Consider the following 13,866-nt stretch of genomic DNA (forward strand, 5'->3'; position numbering starts at 1 on the left):
CGTCGTCACCCGTCGGCGGACGGTCGCCACCGGCTGCGGTTGACCTTGCCGGTGTCGGGGCGCAGACGCTCGGTGACCCGCTGCCACGACCTCGGCCGTCGTTCCGGCGCCAGCCGCTCGGCCGCCCAGCGCTCGAGGTCGGCGAGGTCGGCGTCGGTCTCGACCACGGCGTGCACCACCTGGCCGAGCCGGTCGTCGTCGGCGGGCACCACGACGCAGGCCCGCACGTCCGGGTGGGCCTCGAGCACCCCTTCCACGTCGGCCGGGTACACGACCGTCCCGCCGGTGGTCACGACGTCCGCGAGCCGGTCCTCGACGTAGAGGAAGCCTTCGGCGTCGAGGTACCCGACGTCGCCGAGGGTGTGCCAGCCGTCGCGGACGGTGGGCTCGGCGCCGACGTAGGAGTAGGTGGGGTGGTCGCGGCGCATGAGGATCTCGCCGCGCTCGCCGGGCGCGCAGTCCTCCCCGTCGGGCCGCGCGACGCGGAACCGGGTGCCGCCGCAGCCGCGTCCGACCGACCCCGGGTGCGCGAGCCACTCCTCGCCCGTGATCATGGCGACGCCCTGCGACTCGGTGCCGGCGTAGACCTCGACCACCCGCTCCGGGCCGAGCCAGTCGATCCACGCCCGCTTGAGCCAGGCGGGGCACCGGGCACCGAGGTGCAGGACCTGCTCCAGGGACGACACGTCGGCCGCCGCGAGCGCGTCGGGTCCGAGCCGGTGGACCCGGTGCATCGTCGCGGGCACGAGCACCGACCACGTCACCCGGCGGCGCTCGACCAGGCGGAGCCACTCGGCGGGCTCGAACGTCGGCATGAGCACCAGCTCGTGCCCGGTCATGAGGCCGCGCATGGCGTACACGAAGGGTGCGGCGTGGAACAGCGGGCTCGCGACGAGCTGCACGGCGTGCCGCGGCACGAACGGCGCGACCGGACGGTCGAGGTCGACGGTCGCCGGCGCGGCGGCCCGCACGACCTTCGGCCGACCGGTGCTGCCGCTCGACGTGGGGGCCTTCCACGACGAGGCGACGGCGTCGGGCAGCGGACGGGGGTCGCCGTCGACCTCGCCGAGCGATGCATCGATGACGAGGGCCGGACCCGTGAGGTCGAGGACCGCCTGCCGCTCGGCGACGTCGAGCGTCGGGGCCAGTGGTTGGGGCGTGGCGCCCAGCTTCCAGGCCGCGACGCACGCGCGCACCAGGTCGATCCCGCTCGGCAGGACCACCGTGACGACGTCGTCGACGCCCACGCGGTCGCTCCACGCCCGGGCCAGCCGGTTCGTGTCGTCCTCGAGCCGGCGACGGGTCCAGACATCGTCGCCGTCGCGCACCGCCACGGCGTCCGGCGACCGCTCCGCCAGCACGGCGAAGGCGCGGCCGATGGGCAGGTCGGTCACGACGCGTGGCCTGCGTAGACCTCGAGGTGCGCCCGCGCCGCGGCGTCCCACGTGTAGGAGCGGGCGAGCCCGCGACCCGGCACCGCGTCGGTCGGCCCGCGGAGCACCCCGTCGACCGCCTCGGCGATGCCGGCCGGGTCGGTCGCGAACGCGACGGTGGACCCGAAGACCTCGCGCAGCACCGGCAGGTCGCGCGCCACCACGGGCACCCCGGCGGCGAGCGCCTCCAGCGCGGCCAGCCCGAAGCCCTCCTTGGTCGACACGAAGGCCATGGTCCGCGCGGCCGCGACGAGCGACGGGAGCGCGTCGTCGTCGACCACGCCGAGCATCGTCGGCTCCACGCCCAGGTCCCGTGCGCGTCGGTCGAAGGCGGCGCGGTAGTCGCGGTAGTCGAAGAGCGTCTCCCCGCCCGCGAGGACGAGCCGCAGGTGCGGGTGCCGTGGTCGCAGCAGTGCGAACGCCTCGAGCAGGTCGATGCTGCCCTTGCGCGGCTCGATGCCGCCCACGGCCAGGACGTAGTGGCCCAGCTGGTCGCGCCACCGGTCGCGCTGCGGCGCTGCCGCGGGCGACGCCGCCTGCTCGAACCGTCCGGCGTCGACGCCGTTCGCGATCACCACGGGCTGCACGCCGTACTGCTCGCGCACCTCGCGGGCGACCGCCTCGGAGACGCACACGTGCCCGGCCGGCTCGAGCACCGCGCGGTCGTGGCAGGCCACGAGCTCGGGCGTCGTGAAGGTGTCGAGGTGGTGGACCGTGCGCAGGCAGCGCAGGCCCGCCGCCAGCGCGGCGTTCGCGCTGATGCAGTCCTGCGCGTGCACGACGTCGTACTCGGCGCCTCTCAGGGCGTCGCGCAAGGTGCGGATCGAGCGCAGGATGCGGGCGCCGACCGCCTCGCCGGGCACGTCGGGGAACGGCACGGGACGCAGCCCCACCGCCGGGTCGACGGCGCGGAAGAAGGTGCGGTCCCCGCCGCGCGCGAGCGTCCACACGTCGACGTCGGCACCGGCCCGGGCCAAGGCTTCGGCGAGCGCGAGCGTGTGCACGACGCCGCCGCGCGGCTTGGTCGAGTACGTCAGCAGGGCCACCCTCACGACGGGTCGCGACCTGTCGTGACGTAGCTGTCGGGACGCAGCTCGTCGAGGTGATGCAGGACGCGGCGCGACCGCGCGACCTCGTGCTCCACGTCGACGTCGGCCACCGCGATCCCGCCCTTGGACCAGGTGCGCGCCAGCACGTCGCCGCCGGGGCCCACGACCTTGGCCTGGCCGAGGAAGCGCAAGCCGCCGAGCACCCCCGTCTGGTTCGACGACGCCCAGACCACCTGGTTCTCGGCCGCGCGGGCGCTGTCGTACAGGTCGAAGAGCCGCGACTGCCGGTCCTGCGGCAGCCGCGACGCCCGGTCGGTCACGCTGGCCGGCCACGCCGACAGGCAGGCGACGACGTGGGCACCGTCCAGCGCCAGCGACCGCGCCGACTCGGGGAAGGTCTTGTCGTAGTCGATGAGCATGCCGAGGCGGCCGAGTGGGGTGTCGAACGCCTCGAACCGGTCGCCGGGCGCGTAGACCAGCGACTCCCCCAGCGGCTGGTGCACCTTGCGGTGCCGCCCAAGGACGCCGTCGCCCGACACGCACAGGGCGGCGTTGTGCCGAAGTTGCTCGCCGTCGACCTCGGCGCTCTCGGTGTAGCCGAGGCACACGACCATGTCGCCCGCCGCAGCCGCGACCTCGGCGAGCCGGGGGTCGTCCTGCGCCAGCGTCGGCGGCAGGTCCGCGCGCGGGTCGCGCAGGTCGGTCAGGTAGCCGCCGAGCGTCGCGTCGGGCAGCACCAGCAGCTCGACGCCGTCCGCGCGGGCGGAGTCGATGATCGCCCTGACCTTCGCGAGCGCACGGTCGAGGTCGCGCCCGAAGTGCGCCGCGACCGCACCGATGCGCATCAGGCCTCCGCGGGCACCGAGCGCCGTGCGCCGACGATGCACTGCGCGACGTGCTCCGCGTCGGCCGCGACGCCGAGGAACCGTCCGGACCCCCACGTGTGCATCCACGGCAGGCCGACGAAGAACAGGCCGGGCACCGCGGTCACGCCCCGGGTGTGCGTCGGGCGTCCCGTCCCGTCGAACACCCCGACCCGCAGCCAGCGGTAGTCGGGCCGGTAGCCGATGGCCCAGACGACCGACGTGATCCCCTCGGCGGCGAGGTCGAGGCTCGTCGGGTCGGCGTCGGGCGCCCATGGCGGGACGTAGTCGGGCTCCGGCGGCGCGTCGATGCCCTCGCGCTCGATGAACCGGTCGATGTCGCGGCGGATCGAGGTGTAGACCGCGTCGGCGGCGTCGAGCGAGCGGGTCAGGGTGGGCGCGAACGTCAGGTCGGTGCCCTGCGCGTCGGTCAGCTTTCCGTACAGGCGCATGCCGTCGAGGGCGAAGGCCCGCAGGTCGATGTCGCGGCCGCCGTCGCGGCCGGTCACGTAGTGGTTCGTCTTCTCCCGGGCGGCCAGGCCGCCGGGGTACTGCGCCACGGCCGTGTCGTACAGGCCCATGTCGGCGAGCCACGTCATGCAGTCGCGGCCCCGGTGGAAGCGCGCGACGCGAGGCGCGTCGCCCAGCGCGAGGTGCACCTGGCGCCCCTCGAGGTGCAGGTCCTCCGCGATCTGCGCGCCGGACTGCCCGGTGCCCACCACGAGCACGCCACCCTCGGGCAGCTGGTCGGCGTTGCGGTACTGCTGGGAGTGCAGCTGGGTGACCGACGGGTCGATCGCCCGCGCGAACGCCGGCTCGATCGGGCGGTGGTACCCGCCGGTCGCCACGACCACGTCGTCGGCCTCGAGGGTGTCGGGGCCGTCGGGCGTCTCGAGGTCGAGCACGAAGCCGCCCCCGTCGCGCTCCCGCGCCTCGACGACCCGGGTGTGCGTCCGCACGGGCGGGTCGAAGGAGCGCACGTAGTCGTCGAGCCAGGCGACCACCTCGTCGCGGGTCATGAACCCGTCGGGGTCGGGACCCTCGTACACGTGGCCAGGCAGGCGGCAGTGCCAGTTGGGCGTCACGAGGGTGAAGTTGTCCCAACGGTTGTCGGCCCACTCGTGGGCGGGGGTGGCGGCCTCGAGCAGGACGTGCTCGACGCCGAGCCTGGTGAGGTGGTGGCTGACCGAGAGCCCGGCCTGGCCGGCCCCGACGATCGCGACGCGGGTCATCGGGTCACCTCCACCGGCAGCGGCGGGTGCATCCGCAGCACCTCGACGACGTCCGTGGGAGCGTGCGCCGCGGCCGAGCGGCGGATCTGCTCCTGCGTCGCCGCGGACGACGTGCACGCGAACCCGTAGCGCACCCGGACGCGCTCGCTCGCGATCGTGAGCGCCGCCGTCGAGCGGTCGACGAAGTCCTGCACGGTGTAGCGGTGGCCGACCTGCAGGTGGTCGTGGACGACGAGCGACGGGGAGTAGCAGTGCTCGACGTCGCCGTCGGGCCAGCGGACGGTGAAGGTCATCTCAGGCATGGGCGGGCTCCCGGTAGGTCTCGGGACGGCGGTCCCGCAGGTGGAACATCGCCCGGCGGGCGGTGTCGAGCTCGGCGCGCACGTCGAGCTCGGCGACCGCCACGCCCGCGTCGACGCCGGTCGTGGCGCGGACGTCGCCGCCCGGGCCGACGACCTTCGCATGGCTCACGAAGCGCAGCGACCCGAACGTGCCGACCTGGTTCGACGCCACCCAGACCACCTGGTTCTCGAGCGCCCGGGCCGTGTCGAAGAGGTTGAACCGCTGGGTCCACCGGTCCTCGGCGATGTCGCCCGCCGAGGAGGTGCGCGACGCGGGCCAGGCCGAGATGCACACGACGACCTCCGCACCGTCGAGGGCGAGCGCGCGACCGGCCTCGGGGAACGCCTTGTCGTAGCAGATGAGGGCGCCGAGCCGGCCGGCCGGCGTGTCGACGGCGGCGAAGGTGTCGCCGGCCTCGTAGAAGGACCCCTCCCCCAGCGGCTGGTGCACCTTGCGGTGCACGTGGAGCACGCCGTCGCCGGTCACGACGGCGGCGCTGTTGTAGCGGGTGGCGCCGTCGGACTCGCAGAACCCGACCACGAGCGTCAGGTCGCGGGCGATCGCGGCCACGCGCCGCAGCTCGGGGCCGTCGACGTCCATGACGGGCGGCAGCGAGTCGGGCTGCTCGTCGTGGCTGCCGTCGCGACCGCGTCCCAGCACCGAGAGGTAGCCGCCGAGGCAGGCCTCCGGCAGCGCGAGGAGGCCACCGCCACCGGGTGGTCGCACCTCGTCGGCGAGGGTCGCGATGCGGGCGAGGTTCTGCTCGACGTCGCGGCCGAAGTTCTCCGACACCGCGGCGAGTCGTGTCGTGGTCATGCTGCTGCTCCCATCCCGGTGACCGGGCCGCGGACGGCCTCGGTCACGACTCCGTCGGGCCAGCGCAGCCCGACTCCGGCGCCCACGAGCGTCTCGCCGCACACGCGCGACGTGACGTGCCTGGGCAGCTCCCCCGGGTGGGCTCCGGCGCAGTCGGTCGTGACCATGGCGAAGCCGGGGAAGCACGTGAACCAGTCGCCCACCGTGGCTCCGGCGGGTGTCGGCACCTGGTCGACGTCGAGCACGACGCGGACCCCGCTCGCCTCGGCGAGCATGCCGGTGGTGCCGACCAGGCCGCTCATGCTGACGTCCTTGGCGGCGGCGGGCCGCAGGTCGGCGACGACGCGCCCGAGGGCGCGCAGCTCCCCGGGCGAGCGGTGCGACGAGGAGTCCCACTGCGACCCGGTGTAGCCCGGTCGCCACCCGCCGCCGAGGTCGGCGGTCAGCCGGACCTCCTCGCCCGGCCGGGCACCGCCGCCGGGCACGGGCCGGTCGGTGCGGCCGAGGGCGGTGACGCTGAGCGCCGGGGCGACGCCCAGCTGCGTGTGGCCGCCGAGCACCGGGACGCCCCACGCCTCCGACGCGGCGCGCAGACCGGCCAGGACCCGTCGGGCGAACGACGCGTCGCGGGCCCCGACGGCGTCGAGCAGGCCCACGGGCGTCGCGCCCATGGCCGCGAGGTCGTTGAGGTTGACCAGCGCCGCGCACCAGCCGGCCCACTCGGGGTCGCGCTCGACCATCGTGGGCAGGATCGCGTCGCAGGCCGCCACCAGGTCGGACCCCGGCACGGGGGCGCCGTCGTCGCCCCAGAAGCCGGGTGCGGGCGCACCTCCCTCGGGTGCGCCCAGGCCGGCGAGGAGGCTGCCGAGCGGCGACTTCGTGGCCTCGGCCAGCCGCTGGACCCGCGCGATGGGCCACGAGAGCATCACGTGCGGACGGCCCTGGAGCTCGACGTCGCCCGTGGTGGTCCAGCCGAGCCGGGTGAACAGGGGGTGGTGCTGGGTCTGCACGACCGCGTCGAAGCGCAGCGCGCCGAGCGACTCCGCCCAGGCGCAGGCGGCGCGGACCAGCGCCGAGCCGACACCGGTCGCGCCCCGCACGTCGGGCCGCACGGCCAGCCGGCTGCCCCGCCACCAGCCGAGGTCGCGCTCCTCGGTGGAGGTGTGCGGGGCCGGGTGCAGCCGCACCCCGCCGAGCACCTCGCCGGCGATCGAGCGGGCCACCAGCACGACGGTGCGCGGGTCGTCGTCGGCGCGGTCGTGGTCGGTCGTCGTGAACAGACCCTGCTCCCGCACGAACACGTCGCGCCGGAGCCGTCGGTAGGCCTCGCGCTGCGTCGCGTCGGCCTGCACGACGATGTAGTCCGCAGGCGCGGTCGACGCGGGACGCCTGCCGGTGAGGATGCCGTGGTCGATCTCGAAGGTCATGTCAGGCTCCTTCACAGCTGAGCGCCGAGCAGGCACCGCAGGCGGCGCAGCCCGCCGCCTGGTCCGACCCCGCCATGCCGGCGACGCGCAGCGCCGTCGCGACCTGGCGGGTCACGCGCCCGACGTCGGCGGTCGCGGGCGCGGCGACGTGGTCGACGTCGGTCGCGAGCGTCCCCTCCAGCGGACGGAACGGGACGACGAACGGGTACACGCCCATGTCGATGAGCTCGCGGGCCCCGGCGACCAGCTCGTCGGGGTCCTCGCCGAGCCCGACGAGCAGGTAGGTCGAGACCTGGTTGTGTCCGAAGACGCGCACCGCCTCGCGCCAGGCGGCGCGGTACTCGTCGAGGGACACCGTGGACTTGCCGGGCATCCAGCGCCGACGGACGTCGTCGTCGAGCGACTCCACGTGGATGCCGATGGACCGCGCGCCCGCCTCGCGCAGCTCGGCGATCGAGGCGAGGTCGCCCGGCGGCTCGATCTGCACCTGGATCGGGAGGTCGGGCAGCACCTCGTGCACGGCGCGCACGCACCGGGCGAGGTGGGTGGCGCCGCGGTCGCGTCCCCGGGAGGTGCCGGTGGTCATGACCATCTGCGTCACGCCGTCGAGCTCCACCGCCGCCAGGGCGACCTCGGCCACCTGCTGCGGCGTCTTGACCGCGATGGTCGAGCCCTGCTCCAGCGACTGCTCGATGGCGCAGAACCGGCACCGCTCCGACTCGTCGTAGCGGGCGCAGGTCTGCACCACCGTCGTGGCCAGCACGTTCGCGGCGTGCAGGCGGGCGATCTTCTCGTAGCTCACCCCGTCGGCGGTCTGGAGGTCGTAGAACCGGGGCCGGCCGACCGCCTCCACGCCGAGGCCGGTGTCGGCCCCGTCGAGCAGGAGGCGGCCGCCGGACACCGAGTACGGGCTCCGCGGGTTGAGGGGAATGGCCGCACCGACCCCGTCGAGCAGCACGTGGCCGTCGGCGCTCGGTCCCGCGCCGTTCGGCCGCGTGAGCGGCGCGTCGAGCAGCCGGATGCCCTGGATGGCGACGTCGACGCGGGTCGACGTGCGCGAGCCCTGCTCAGGGCCCGGCAGGGGTGCCGGGCTCTGGGCGGCGAGATCGGGGAGGGCGGTCATGGCCGTGCCCTCAGAGGTTGTAGGTCGAGTTGATGATGGCGCCCTTGCGCGCGTAGTGGATCAGCGCGTCCTGGACGTCGAGCGGGTGCGCCGGGATGACGCCCTCGATGAGGTCCTCCTCGCGCAGACCGTGCAGGGCGAGACCGAAGCGACAGCAGAACACGGTGCCGCCCTCGGCGATGAACGTATCGAGCGAGGCGTTCATGTTCAGCTCGCCCGGGAACCCGGCGTCGCCCGTCGTCGGGAAGCCGCGGGTGGCCATGCACGCGAGGGTGCCGGGGCCGTAGAAGTACATCGCGGAGTCGAAGCCCTTCCGCAGGGCGCGGGTGGCCTGCAAGATCGCGACGAAGCTGACGCTCGACTCGTGCGGGATGCCGTGGACGAGCGTGAAGTAGCTCTCGCCGTCCTCCGCCTGGTAGTCGGGGAAGATCTTGGTCGAGCCGTAGAGGTTGGTGCCCTTCGCCTGCGACGGGTGCGGGATCTCCGCGAGCGAGGCGGCGATGTTCTGGGCGATCTGGTCGTCGATGTCGGTCATGGCCTTCTCCTGGTGCGGTTTGGGATGGGGTAGTGCGGTGTGGGGTCGTGCGGGTCGTGCACTGGCCGGCGAGCCGCGGCCAGGGATCAGGGGGTCAGGTGCCGTAGAGCGCCTCGAAGTTGCGCCGGAAGAACAGGTCGGCGAGCTCGCCGTCGCCGGCTGCTGCGGCGAGGCGGGCGTGCTCGCCCGCGAAGTCGCCCCACGGGGCGTCGCTGGCGAAGAGGATCCGGTCGTGCCCGACGCCGCGGCGCTCGATCTCCTGCACGAGCCAGGCGGGAGCGAAGCCGATGGTCCAGCTGGTGTCGGTATAGACCTTCTTGCCGGCCTCGATCCAGTCGAAGAGCCGGCCGCCGATGAGCTTCATGTGTCCGCTCATCCCGCCCCCGAGGTGGACGAGGTGGATCTTGGTGTCGTCGCCGTAGCGGTCGACGAGCGTGCCGACCTGGTCGACGTCGGAGGCCGCGCCGGGCGAGGTGTGCACGTGGACGACGAGGTCGTGCTCGGCGGCCGTGGTGAAGATGCGGTCGATCTCCTCGGCGCAGTCGGGGTCGGTGGGGCTGCCGCCGAGCAGGAAGCTGGTCTTGAGGGCCTTGACGCCCTGCTCGCCGACGAGGGCTAGCGCGGCGGTGTTGCGCTCGGCGTCGGACGCCTTCGGCGAGACCCACAGTCCGCAGCTCACCCGGTCGTCGCGCTGCGCGGCCTCGAGCGCGAGCGGGTTCAGGTCGAAGGCGGCGTCCGGCACGGGCACGCCGTAGTTCGGCAGCACCAGCGTCCGCTCGGTCCCCTCGTCATCGAGGGTCTGCAGGAAGTCGCGCACCGTCGCCTTGGCCGTGACGTCGGCCCGGATCGGCGGGCCTCCGTAGAACGGGAACGCAGGCAGCTCGCCGATGTGGCGGTGCGCGTCGAGCGGTGCGGGAGGCATGCCTCCATTCAGCGCCCGGGATGTTTCGGACTGGTCACCGTCGGACTACGTCGCCGGAAGGTCTGCGCAACCTGGCTGTTTCCACGCCGGGATCGCGAAACATGGCCGACGCGCGCGAGGCTGGCACGTTGGCGGGCTTCCCTCGCGCGTCCACACCGTCGGCGCGGTCGCACCGGGGCGATCACGGGCGAGGAGACGACGACTACCTCACGGTCGGGCGGGCTCGTCCCCCGCCACCGAGGCAACGATGAGGCAGGTCACCGCCGTCGTGAGGATCAGCAGCCAGAGGGCCGCGAGCAGCGCCATCCCGCCGCCGATGTCCGTCTCACCGCCCAGCTCCAGGAGAGCGACGGCTGCCAGGCACAGCAGGCCGACCACGACCTGGACGGCCGTCACGTAGCGCTTGCTCCGCTGCTGCAGAGCCGAGAGCTGAGTTGCTGCGACCAGAAGTCCTGGGACGACGACCGTTGCCACGGGGATCGCTCGGAACACCAAGGAGGGCGTGGTGTCCGGCGACGCGAAGGTCGCGCAGACAGCACCGGCGAGCAGGGCAGCGGCGAGCGCCGCCACGGCGCCTGCGCGGATGCGGGTCGTCATCGGCCGTTCCAGCTCTTCGTGGTGCGTGACACCGCTCAAGAGTAGGAGCCGTCCTCGAGGGCCAGGGTCGCATTCCGGGGGACGACCCGCTCGATCGCCAGGTCGCGACGGGCGCACGGTCACCGGGGACTCAGGCTCCGGCAGTCGCCTCGTCCTGGTCGACGTCGGGCCGCTGGCGGTCGAACGCCCCGCGGATGGGGGCGGTGTCGTAGACGATCGTGAGCCGCTCGATCCGTCCCTCCTCATCCAGCTCGGCGACGTCGACCACCGAGAACGGGGCCGGCTCGCCCGAGGCGAGCGTCCAGTCGAAGTCGAACCAGAAGCTCACCAGGTCGCGGCCGTCGCGCGTCCCGCGCATGGTCGCCTTCAGGGTCAGGCGCGACTCCGCCGTGTCGGCGAACAGGACGGGATAGAACTCGCGGGCCGGCAGCGTGCCGTACAGCGGCGACACGACCGTCGCGTCCGGCGCGAACAGGGCGAGCACGGCGTCGAGGTCGGCAGCCTCCAGGGCCGCGAGGTAGCGCTCGACGAGGAGGTCTGGGTCGGCCACGCGCCCATCGAACCACGCCCCACCCTCAGGGCTGCAGCGAGAGCACCGCCACCGCGGTCGCGAGCAGCAGCCGGTCCCACGCCGAGCCGAGGTCGCGGCCCGTGGTCTCGCGCACCCGTCGCAACCGGTAGCGCATCGACTGCGGGTGCAGACCGAGCGCGTCGGCCGCCGCCACGGCCGACCCGTGCTCGAGGAACTCCCGCAGACCGGCCAGGAGGTGCGCCTGGTCGGGCTCCAGCAGTGGGCGCAGGGCCGCCTCGGCCAGGGTCCGAGGGTCCACCGGCGGCTGCCCGTGCAGCAGCGCCACCAGCAGCGCGTCGGCCTCGACCATCGCAGGTGTGCTGTCCAGGCCGGGCGGGGCGTGGCGCACCGCCACCTCGGCGAGCCGGAACGTCGCGGGAAGATCGGCAAGGGCGACGTCGTCGATCCGGCAGGTGCGCCACGCGCGGGACCGCACGTCGACGCCGAGGTCGAGCGGTCGCTCGTGCAGGACGACGCCGACACCCTGACGCGTCGTCGAGAGCACCAGCCCGTCGATGTCCGCCGACGCCAGCAGCTGGGCGACGTCACCCGCGGTCACGTCGCTCCCCGCGGCACCGACCACCGTCATCGTCAGCCGGGCCGGGAGCGTGAGGTCGAGCAGGCGGGTGCGGTCCGCGAGCGCCGCCGCCGAGGTCTGGCGACCGGCGAGCAGGTCCTGCGTCAGTGCGCGCACCACCTCGTCGCGGTCGGTCGCGAGGCGCTCCATCGCGGCCGCGTATCCCGCCGACAGTGCTTCGGACAGGGCGTCGAGCGACTCCAGCAGCACGACGTTCATGGCCAGCACGTCCTCGACGTCGAGCTCCGCCACACCGCTGTCGCGCACGAGCCCGCTCGCCTCGACCGCGGCGACCCGGTAGGCGCGCAGCACCGCCGACAGCGGCCGCCCGTCGGTCCCGCGGGCCACGCCGATGCCGTGGAACTGGCGGAGGTCAGCGTCGCCGAGCCGACCGTCCTCCACCCAGAGCTCGAGCAGACGCTGCACGCCCCAGAGGCTGATCGCCTCGGTCTCGCGCCGCTGGGCCTCGCCGAGCGACGCGTACGCGGGGATCTCGCGCTGCAGGGCGTCGGCGATGCGCGGCGCGAGGCGTCCACCGTCGGCGAGCACCCGCGCCTGCACGGCCCGTCGCTGCACCGACCCCATCGGTCCTCCTGTCACTTGCACGCGACGTCGTTGCTCACCAGATGATGAAGACCATGGTCCCTCGCGCCCTGCGAATGCATCCTAGGTGACAGCGACCCCGCACCCGGCTCGCACACGAAGGAGCACGCATGGACGCCGACGTCATCGTCATCGGAGCCGGCCTGGCCGGTCTCGTCGCCGCGGCGGAGGCCGCCGACCGTGGTCGCAGCGTGCTGCTGCTCGACCAGGAGGGCGAGCAGAACCTCGGCGGGCAGGCGTTCTGGAGCCTCGGTGGACTGTTCCTCGTCGACTCCCCGGAGCAGCGGCGCATGGGCGTCAAGGACTCCCGCGAGCTCGCCGAGCAGGACTGGATGGGCAGCGCGCAGTTCGACCGCGCGGAGGACGCATGGCCGCGGCGCTGGGCCGAGGCCTACCTCGACTTCGCCGCCGGCGAGAAGCGGTCGTGGCTGCACGGCATGGGCCTGCGGCTCTTCCCCGTCGTGGGGTGGGCGGAGCGCGGCGACGGTCGGGCCGAGGGCCACGGCAACTCCGTGCCCCGCTTCCACCTGACGTGGGGCACCGGGCCCGGCGTCGTCGCCCCGTTCGAGCGACGCGTCCGCGAGCACGTGACGACCGGACGCATCCGGTTCGCCTTCCGCCACCAGGTCGACGGCCTCGTCGTCGAGGACGGCGTGGTGGTCGGCGCCCACGGATCGTTGCTCGAGCCCACCGGCGTCGACCGTGGCGTCGCGTCGAGCCGCACCGTGGTCGGCGACTTCGAGCTGCGTGCGCAGGCCGTGATCGTGACGTCGGGCGGCATCGGCGGCAACCACGACCTCGTCCGCAAGGTCTGGCCCGAGCGGCTCGGCACTCCCCCGGCCACGATGGTCGCCGGCGTGCCGGCCCACGTGGACGGTCGCATGCTCGCCGTCACGCAGGACGCGGGCGCCTCGGTCATCAACCCCGACCGGCTCTGGGCGTACGTGGAGGGCCTGCGCAACTGGGACCCGGTGTGGGAGAACCACGGCATCCGCATCCTGCCCGGGCCGTCGTCGCTCTGGCTCGACGCGACCGGCGCCCGGCTGCCCGCGCCGTACTTCCCGGGCTTCGACACCCTCGGCACCCTGCGGTACCTGCGCGGCACCGGCCACGACTACTCGTGGTTCGTGCTCACCCAGAAGGTCATCGAGAAGGAGTTCGCGCTCTCCGGCTCGGAGCAGAACCCCGACCTCACCGGCAAGGACGTCAAGCTGCTGCTCTCGCGCGTCCGTCCTGGCGCACCGGGACCGATCGAGAAGTTCAAGACGCACGGCGAGGACTTCGTCGTCGCCGACACGCTCGAGGAGCTCGTCGCCGGCATGAACCGCGTCGGTGACGACGACGCGACGGTCGACGTCGACGCGCTGCGTCGGCTCGTCGAGGCGCGCGACCGCGAGATCGACAACGACTTCACGAAGGACGCGCAGATCACCGCGATGCGCGGCGCGCGGCGCTACCGCGGCGACAAGCTGGTCCGCGTCGCCACGCCGCACCGCTTCCTCGACCCGAAGAACGGACCGCTCATCGCCGTCCGTCTCAACATCCTCACCCGCAAGACCCTCGGCGGCCTGGAGACCGACCTCTCCGGCCGCTGCCTGACGAGCGACGGCGCGCCCCTGCCCGGGCTCTACGCGGCCGGTGAGGTCAGCGGCTTCGGCGGAGGCGGGATGATGGGCTACAACGCCCTCGAGGGCACCTTCCTCGGTGGCTGCCTCTTCTCCGGCCGCGTCGCCGGTCGGGCCGCAGCGGAGCGGGTGGGCTGAGGTCCGGCGTTGG

At 73.9% G+C, this 13,866-nt stretch carries 14 protein-coding genes; 1 reads left to right on the plus strand and 13 read right to left on the minus strand.

What is annotated here, in order from left to right:
• Positions 1–5: 5 nt before the first annotated feature.
• The 13 genes from Aeryth_RS14435 to Aeryth_RS14495 all read right to left on the minus strand — a co-directional run bounded on the left by Aeryth_RS14435 (position 6) and on the right by Aeryth_RS14495 (position 12,072).
• A complete protein-coding gene (locus Aeryth_RS14435; protein WP_158509216.1) occupies positions 6–1,394 on the minus strand; it encodes an AMP-binding protein in 1,389 nt (462 codons plus the stop codon).
• Complete coding sequence (locus Aeryth_RS14440) at positions 1,391–2,485, minus strand: MSMEG_0565 family glycosyltransferase (RefSeq protein ID WP_067860168.1); 1,095 nt, start codon at positions 2,483–2,485, stop codon at positions 1,391–1,393. The genes Aeryth_RS14435 and Aeryth_RS14440 overlap by 4 nt, the downstream gene beginning before the upstream one ends.
• The gene (locus tag Aeryth_RS14445) at positions 2,482–3,327 is read right to left on the minus strand and encodes a carbon-nitrogen hydrolase family protein (protein WP_067861842.1); all 846 of its coding nucleotides are present in this window, start codon (positions 3,325–3,327) and stop codon (positions 2,482–2,484) included. The genes Aeryth_RS14440 and Aeryth_RS14445 overlap by 4 nt, the downstream gene beginning before the upstream one ends.
• On the minus strand, positions 3,327–4,577 hold the full coding sequence (locus Aeryth_RS14450; protein ID WP_067860170.1) for an MSMEG_0569 family flavin-dependent oxidoreductase: 1,251 nt from the start codon (positions 4,575–4,577) through the stop codon (positions 3,327–3,329). The genes Aeryth_RS14445 and Aeryth_RS14450 overlap by 1 nt, the downstream gene beginning before the upstream one ends.
• Positions 4,574–4,879 (minus strand): MSMEG_0570 family nitrogen starvation response protein, encoded by a 306-nt coding sequence (locus Aeryth_RS14455; RefSeq protein WP_067860172.1) that lies wholly within the window; start codon positions 4,877–4,879, stop codon positions 4,574–4,576. Before Aeryth_RS14455 ends, Aeryth_RS14450 begins: the two co-directional genes overlap by 4 nt.
• A complete protein-coding gene (locus Aeryth_RS14460; RefSeq protein WP_067860174.1) occupies positions 4,872–5,735 on the minus strand; it encodes a carbon-nitrogen hydrolase family protein in 864 nt (287 codons plus the stop codon). Before Aeryth_RS14460 ends, Aeryth_RS14455 begins: the two co-directional genes overlap by 8 nt.
• Complete coding sequence (locus Aeryth_RS14465; RefSeq protein WP_083516470.1) at positions 5,732–7,162, minus strand: MSMEG_0567/sll0787 family protein; 1,431 nt, start codon at positions 7,160–7,162, stop codon at positions 5,732–5,734. The genes Aeryth_RS14460 and Aeryth_RS14465 overlap by 4 nt, the downstream gene beginning before the upstream one ends.
• Position 7,163: 1 nt before the next feature.
• Entirely contained in the window at positions 7,164–8,285 is a 1,122-nt protein-coding gene (locus Aeryth_RS14470) for an MSMEG_0568 family radical SAM protein (RefSeq protein WP_083516471.1), read from the minus strand.
• A 10-nt stretch (positions 8,286–8,295) separates the two neighbouring features.
• Positions 8,296–8,820, minus strand: a complete 525-nt coding sequence (locus Aeryth_RS14475) for an MSMEG_0572/Sll0783 family nitrogen starvation response protein (protein WP_067860176.1) — start codon at positions 8,818–8,820, stop codon at positions 8,296–8,298.
• 94 nt (positions 8,821–8,914) lie between these two features.
• Positions 8,915–9,742, minus strand: coding sequence for an amidohydrolase family protein (locus Aeryth_RS14480; protein ID WP_067860178.1), 828 nt, complete (start codon positions 9,740–9,742; stop codon positions 8,915–8,917).
• Between the two features lie 207 nt (positions 9,743–9,949).
• Complete coding sequence (locus Aeryth_RS14485; protein WP_067860180.1) at positions 9,950–10,339, minus strand: hypothetical protein; 390 nt, start codon at positions 10,337–10,339, stop codon at positions 9,950–9,952.
• A gap of 130 nt (positions 10,340–10,469) precedes the next feature.
• Complete coding sequence (locus Aeryth_RS14490; protein ID WP_067860182.1) at positions 10,470–10,889, minus strand: nuclear transport factor 2 family protein; 420 nt, start codon at positions 10,887–10,889, stop codon at positions 10,470–10,472.
• 25 nt (positions 10,890–10,914) lie between these two features.
• Positions 10,915–12,072, minus strand: a complete 1,158-nt coding sequence (locus Aeryth_RS14495) for a PucR family transcriptional regulator (protein ID WP_067860184.1) — start codon at positions 12,070–12,072, stop codon at positions 10,915–10,917.
• Positions 12,073–12,200: 128 nt separating this feature from the next.
• Here Aeryth_RS14495 and Aeryth_RS14500 point away from each other — a divergent pair, with 128 nt between their 5' ends.
• Positions 12,201–13,853 (plus strand): FAD-binding dehydrogenase, encoded by a 1,653-nt coding sequence (locus Aeryth_RS14500; RefSeq protein WP_067860187.1) that lies wholly within the window; start codon positions 12,201–12,203, stop codon positions 13,851–13,853.
• The last annotated feature ends 13 nt before the right edge of the window (positions 13,854–13,866 follow it).

The organism is Aeromicrobium erythreum (genome assembly GCF_001509405.1).
GTDB lineage: Bacteria > Actinomycetota > Actinomycetes > Propionibacteriales > Nocardioidaceae > Aeromicrobium > Aeromicrobium erythreum.

What these genes read in the sequence shown, in the direction of transcription:
- Aeryth_RS14485 (WP_067860180.1), bottom strand. Translation starts at nt 10,339, where the DNA reads ATGACGACCCGCATCCGCGCAGGCGCCGTGGCGGCGCTCGCCGCTGCC.
- Aeryth_RS14460 (WP_067860174.1), bottom strand. Translation starts at nt 5,735, where the DNA reads ATGACCACGACACGACTCGCCGCGGTGTCGGAGAACTTCGGCCGCGAC.
- Aeryth_RS14500 (WP_067860187.1), top strand. Translation starts at nt 12,201, where the DNA reads ATGGACGCCGACGTCATCGTCATCGGAGCCGGCCTGGCCGGTCTCGTC.
- Aeryth_RS14455 (WP_067860172.1), bottom strand. Translation starts at nt 4,879, where the DNA reads ATGCCTGAGATGACCTTCACCGTCCGCTGGCCCGACGGCGACGTCGAG.
- Aeryth_RS14450 (WP_067860170.1), bottom strand. Translation starts at nt 4,577, where the DNA reads ATGACCCGCGTCGCGATCGTCGGGGCCGGCCAGGCCGGGCTCTCGGTC.
- Aeryth_RS14475 (WP_067860176.1), bottom strand. Translation starts at nt 8,820, where the DNA reads ATGACCGACATCGACGACCAGATCGCCCAGAACATCGCCGCCTCGCTC.
- Aeryth_RS14445 (WP_067861842.1), bottom strand. Translation starts at nt 3,327, where the DNA reads ATGCGCATCGGTGCGGTCGCGGCGCACTTCGGGCGCGACCTCGACCGT.
- Aeryth_RS14470 (WP_083516471.1), bottom strand. Translation starts at nt 8,285, where the DNA reads ATGACCGCCCTCCCCGATCTCGCCGCCCAGAGCCCGGCACCCCTGCCG.
- Aeryth_RS14465 (WP_083516470.1), bottom strand. Translation starts at nt 7,162, where the DNA reads ATGACCTTCGAGATCGACCACGGCATCCTCACCGGCAGGCGTCCCGCG.
- Aeryth_RS14495 (WP_067860184.1), bottom strand. Translation starts at nt 12,072, where the DNA reads ATGGGGTCGGTGCAGCGACGGGCCGTGCAGGCGCGGGTGCTCGCCGAC.
- Aeryth_RS14480 (WP_067860178.1), bottom strand. Translation starts at nt 9,742, where the DNA reads ATGCCTCCCGCACCGCTCGACGCGCACCGCCACATCGGCGAGCTGCCT.